The organism is Kineosporia sp. A_224 (genome assembly GCF_002198655.1).
In the GTDB taxonomy this organism is placed as follows: Bacteria; Actinomycetota; Actinomycetes; order Actinomycetales; family Kineosporiaceae; genus R-H-3.
In genome coordinates, this window is record NZ_MWLN01000021.1 from 1 (window position 1) to 4,868 (window position 4,868).

A 4,868-nucleotide genomic window follows, 5' to 3' on the forward strand; every position below is an offset into this window, starting at 1 on the left:
CCCGCTAGGTTCCCCTCCATGCCCCGCCCCCTCCGCATCGGCGTCCAGCTCCCCGAGGTCGAGCGCTTCGTCCCGTGGCCCGAGCTCATCGCCATGGCCCGCGCCGCGGAAGCCGTCGGGTTCGACTCGATCTGGCTCGGCGATCACCTGCTGTACGACCTCCCCGACGGGCAGACCCGCGGCCCGTGGGAGGTGTGGACGTCGCTCGCGGCGCTGGCGGCCGTCACCGAGCGGGTCACGCTCGGCCCGCTCGTGGCGTCGACGAGCTTCCACGCGCCGGCGATGCTCGCGAAGCAGGCGGCGACGGTGGACGCGATCTCGGGCGGCCGGCTCGTGCTCGGGCTCGGGGCCGGGTGGAACGAGCGCGAGTACCGGGCGTTCGGCTTCCCGTACGACTACCGGGTGTCGCGCTTCGAGGAGGCGTTCACGATCGTCCGCTCGCTGCTGCGCGAGGGGCGGGCCGACCTCGACGGCACCTACTACACGGTCGAGGACTGCGTGCTCGACCCGCGGCCCGTGCGGCCGGGCGGGCCACCGCTCATGCTCGGCTCGGTGCGGCCGCGGATGCTCGGGATCGGACTGCCGCACGTCGACTCCTGGAACGTCTGGTGGAGCGACTACGCGAACAGCCCCGCGGAGTACGCCCGGCTCGTGGCCCGGGTCGACGAGGCCGCGGTCGCGGCCGGACGGCGCCCCGGTGAGGTCGAGGCGACGGCGGCCGTGCTCGTCCGACTGCCCGGTGGTGGCGGCCGGCTCATGGGCGAGGCGTACAACCGGGACGTCGTCCCCGCGCAGGGGACGCCCGAGCAGATCGCCGACCACCTGCGGGCGATGGCGGCGGCCGGGGCGGCCGAGGTGCAGCTCGTGCTCGACCCGATCACGCAGGAGACGGTCGAGCTGCTGGGGGACACGCTGCGTCTCCTCGACGCCGACTGACCCGTCGCCCGAGCGCTGCCGCGGCGAGCCCGACGACGACGGTCGCGACCGCGGCGCCGAGGATCGTCGTCCGCGCCCCGGCCGCGACGACGACCGGGCCCGCGAGCACGGCGCCGAGCGGCACCGAGAACCCGAGGAAGGCGCTGCGCAGCGCGAGCACCCGGGGGAGCAGGGCGGGCGGGCTGAGCCGCTGGACGAGCCCTGTCGTCACCGCGAGGTAGGGCGCGTAGACGAACGCGCCGAGGGCGAACGCGGCGAGCGACACCGGGCGGGGCAGGCCGAGCCCGAGCGGGAGCAGGCAGAGCCCCCAGCCGACGACGATGCCCGACGTGAGCGGCCACAGCGGCAGCCGGCCCAGCCATCCGGCGGCGACCCCGCCGAGCACCGCGCCGACCCCGAACGCGACGACGTACGCCGAGAGCACGGAGACGGGTGCGTGGAGCTCCTCGCGGACGAGCACGGGCAGCGCGACCTCGACCGGCCCGTAGAGCGCGAAGAACACGAAGGTCAGGGCGAGCACCCCGCTCACCGCGGGCAGGCGCAGGACGGCGCCGACGCCGGCCGCGACCGGGCCCTCCCCGGACGCCCGGGCCGGGGCACCGTACGTCGGTGGCACGAGCCGGCGGGCGGCGCGGTAGGCGAGCGCGAGCGCGACGAAGGTCGCGGCGTCCACCGCGAAGGCGCTCACCGGGCCGGACGCCGCGATGAGGACGGCGGCGACGGCGGGGCCGACGAGGGTTCCCAGCTCGGTGACGGTCGACAGCAGGGCGTTGCCGGCGACCCGGTCGTCGTCCGGGAGCACCTGCGCGAGGAGCGTGTACCGGGCGGCGCTGCCCCACGGCCCGAGGAGCGACGCGACCGCGAGCAGGACGGCGAGCAGCCGGACGTCGAGCAGCCCGACCGCGGCGAGCACCGGGACCGCGCCGAGCGCGGTCGCGTGCACGAGGGCGTCGGCCGTGCCGAGCGTCACGGCGGGGAGCCGGCCGAGCGGCCGCCCGCCGAGGAGGGCGACGACGAGGCCGGGCACCACCGCGACCGCCGAGCAGACCGCGACCCAGGTCGCGCCGCGGCCCGGCGGCGCGAGGTCGAGGGCCAGCCAGCTCAGGGCGACGATCCGCATGCCGTCCCCGACGGCGGACAGAGCCAGCCCGGGGAGCAGGCGGCGCAGCGCGGGGGAGCGCAGCACGGCCGCGTACGGGAAGACCGCGAGCCGCATGCCCACCTCCGCCGCACACTGATGTTCTACAGAATGTACGTTCTGCAGAAGAGGTACAGTAATCGTATGGAGCAGGTGCCGGTGACCCAGGCCAGGGCGGAGCTGTCGGACCTCGTCAACCGGGTCGCGTACGGCGGCGAGCGCGTCGTCCTCAGCCGGCACGGCCGCGCGGTCGCCGCGATCGTCTCCGCCGCCGACCTGGAGCGGCTCGCAGCCCTCGACGAGCAGCCGGCCGGCGACCGGCCGGCGCTGCTCGTCCTCGACAGCCGGGCGGACGGCGGCCGCGCGCCGGGTGCCCCGCAGGTGCCCGGTCTCGCGCCGGCGGCCGAGTGGTCGTCCGACGCCGGCCCCGGCGGCCCAGGCGGCCCAGGCGGCCCCGGCAGCTACGGCGACCCGAACGGCCCGGACAGCCCGCAGTACCGGTAGCCCGTGACGGGTGCCCCGGCACCCGGGTCGGTGGCACGCTCTGCGCATGGTCCGTCGATCATGGCGTGCGGCCCGCACCGCGCTCGGTGTCGTCGCGGCGGGCGCCGGCGTGCTCCTCGTCTCCGGCGGCCTGGGGGCAGCGGTCGCCGCGTGGAACGTCGCGACGTGGCGGGCCGCGGGCCCGCAGGAGGTGGCCGGCCGGCTGCTTACCCGCGGCGTCGCGGCGGCCCTGGCCGCCCTCGCCGTGGGCTTTCTGCTCGCCGTCCCGCCGTTGCGGGCGCTGTGGCGGGCGGCCGGACGCCGCACCCGCCCCTGGGCGGCCCGCGGCGGGCTCGCGGCGGCCGCGGCCGTCGTCCTGCTCCTCGGCGTCCTGCCCGTCGGCGGCGCTGCAGCCTCGCTGTGGCCGCCCCGCGGGCTCGTCACCGGGCCCTCTCCCGCGGCGCAGGGCCTCGCGGGCGCCGACGTCTCGTTCACCACGTCGGACGGCGTCCGGCTGGCCGGCTGGTACGCCCCGTCGGCGAACGGGGCCGCCGTCGTCCTCGTGCCCGGGTCGTACGGCACCCGCAGCGGCGTCCTCGACCGGGCCGTCGTGCTCGCCCGGCACGGGTACGGCGTCCTGCTGCTCGACCCGCGCGGCAACGGTGCGAGCGGCGGTCGCGGTATGGGGTACGGCTGGTTCCTCGAACGCGACGTCGCCGCGGCGGTGGGCTTCGTGCTCGGGCGGCCGGACGTCCGGGACGGCAGGGTCGGCCTCCTCGGGGTGTCGCTCGGCGGTGAGGGGACGCTCGGCGCCGCGGGTGCGGACCCGCGGGTGCGGGCCGTCGTCGCCGAGGGCGTGACGAACCGCGGCCCGGCCGACCTGGGGCCGTTGCGCGGCGACGGGGTGCGCGGGCGGGTGGTCGCGGCCGGCTACGCGGTGATGTTCGCCGTCCTCGACCGGCTCTCCGACGCCCCGCGCCCGCCGTCGCTCGCCGCGTCGGTCGTCGCGACGTCACCGCGGCCGGTGCTGCTCGTGGCGGGCGGCACGCAGCGGTGGGAGGTCCGGGCCGCGGACGACGTCCACCGTCGCGCGCTCGCGGCGGCGCCGGACGCGCGGGTCGAGGTGTGGGTCGTCCCGGACGGCGCGCACGCCGCCGCGCTCGCCGAGCAGCCTCGGGAGTGGGAGCGACGCGTCGTCGCCCTGTTCGACACCGCCCTGGCGGGATGACCCACCGGGCAGGCCCCGGCCCGGGTCAGCCTGCGGCGACCCGGTGGCCGTGCTCGAGCTCGACGACCTCGCCGGATCCCAGCGCCTCCAGCGCGACCCGCACCCGGCGGGTCATCGCGACCGGCAGCCGGTCGTCGAGGTCCGCCGGGTCGACCCACTCCCACGTCGAGAGCTCGTCGGTCGCCAGCACGATCGCGTCGGTGTCGAGCGGCCCCGACGCGTAGAGGAACAGCACGGCGTCGTCCGGCAGGCGGGCGGGCGGCATCCAGTCGCAGACGAGGAGCCGGCCGACGGCCACGTCGAGGCCGAGCTCCTCGCGGCACTCCCGCGCTGCGGCCGCCCGCGGCGCCTCACCGTTCTCGACGAGACCGCCCGGCACCTCCCACGACGGCTTGTACGTGGGCTTGACGAGGAGGACCCGGCCGGCGTCGTCGGTGACGACGAGCCCGGCGGCGACCCGCTTGCGCGGCAGGTCGAGGAACCACTGCGCCTGGGCGGCGTCCGCCTCGGGCTCGTCGAACGTGTCCGGCCCGGAGTTCCGCGCGTCGCCCATGGGGGCCGATCGTCGCAGACGTGCGGGGATGCGCCCCCAGGCGGGTCCGGCGCAGACTGGATGCATGGAGTGGGGGCGTCCGTCCGTCGAGGACACGATCCGGGCCGCGATCGCGCGCGGCGAGTTCGACGACCTGCCCGGCAAGGGCAAGCCGTTGAAGCTCAGCGACGTGAACGATCCCGACTGGTGGGTCAAGGCGTACCTGCAGCGGGAGAACATCGACACGTCCGTGCTCGTCCACCCGACGATCGCGCTGCGCCGGGAGGCGGACACGTTCCCCGGCTCGCTCGCCGAGCTCACGACACCGGACCAGGTGCGCGCCGTCCTCGCGGACTACAACCGCCGCGTCCTCGAGGAGTGGCGGCGGCCCACGATCGGCCCGACCGTCCCGGTGGCCGCGCGGCAGGTCGACGTCGAGGCGATGGTCGGCCGCTGGCAGGCGCTGCGGGACGAGCGGGCGGCGGCAGCGACGGCCTGGCGGACGACCCCGGACGGCGCGGGCCCGGGGGAGGCCGGGGTCGTCCGCCAGG

Annotated in this window: 6 protein-coding genes; 4 read left to right on the forward strand and 2 right to left on the reverse strand. The window is 77.3% G+C overall.

What is annotated here, in order from left to right; translation table 11 throughout:
• Positions 1-18: 18 nt before the first annotated feature.
• Positions 19-936 (forward strand): LLM class flavin-dependent oxidoreductase, encoded by a 918-nt coding sequence (locus EDJALFJO_RS00455; RefSeq protein WP_088281104.1) that lies wholly within the window; start codon positions 19-21, stop codon positions 934-936.
• Here the strand turns inward: EDJALFJO_RS00455 and EDJALFJO_RS00460 are convergent.
• Positions 878-2,152, reverse strand: coding sequence for an MFS transporter (locus EDJALFJO_RS00460; RefSeq protein ID WP_088281106.1), 1,275 nt, complete (start codon positions 2,150-2,152; stop codon positions 878-880). The genes EDJALFJO_RS00455 and EDJALFJO_RS00460 overlap by 59 nt on opposite strands.
• A gap of 66 nt (positions 2,153-2,218) precedes the next feature.
• On the opposite strand from EDJALFJO_RS00460, the gene EDJALFJO_RS00465 reads away from it, so the two are divergent.
• Both EDJALFJO_RS00465 and EDJALFJO_RS00470 read left to right on the forward strand, forming a co-directional pair.
• The gene (locus EDJALFJO_RS00465) at positions 2,219-2,578 is read left to right on the forward strand and encodes a type II toxin-antitoxin system Phd/YefM family antitoxin (RefSeq protein ID WP_088281108.1); all 360 of its coding nucleotides are present in this window, start codon (positions 2,219-2,221) and stop codon (positions 2,576-2,578) included.
• 46 nt (positions 2,579-2,624) lie between these two features.
• The gene (locus EDJALFJO_RS00470; protein ID WP_088281110.1) at positions 2,625-3,785 is read left to right on the forward strand and encodes an alpha/beta hydrolase; all 1,161 of its coding nucleotides are present in this window, start codon (positions 2,625-2,627) and stop codon (positions 3,783-3,785) included.
• A 25-nt stretch (positions 3,786-3,810) separates the two neighbouring features.
• On the opposite strand, the gene EDJALFJO_RS00475 is transcribed toward EDJALFJO_RS00470, so the two are convergent.
• Entirely contained in the window at positions 3,811-4,338 is a 528-nt protein-coding gene (locus EDJALFJO_RS00475) for an NUDIX domain-containing protein (protein WP_088281112.1), read from the reverse strand.
• A 64-nt stretch (positions 4,339-4,402) separates the two neighbouring features.
• Between EDJALFJO_RS00475 and EDJALFJO_RS00480 the strand changes: the two genes are divergently transcribed.
• Positions 4,403-4,868, forward strand: a 466-nt coding sequence (locus EDJALFJO_RS00480; RefSeq protein WP_088281114.1) for a DUF1992 domain-containing protein, incomplete at its 3' end; no start/stop codon positions are given.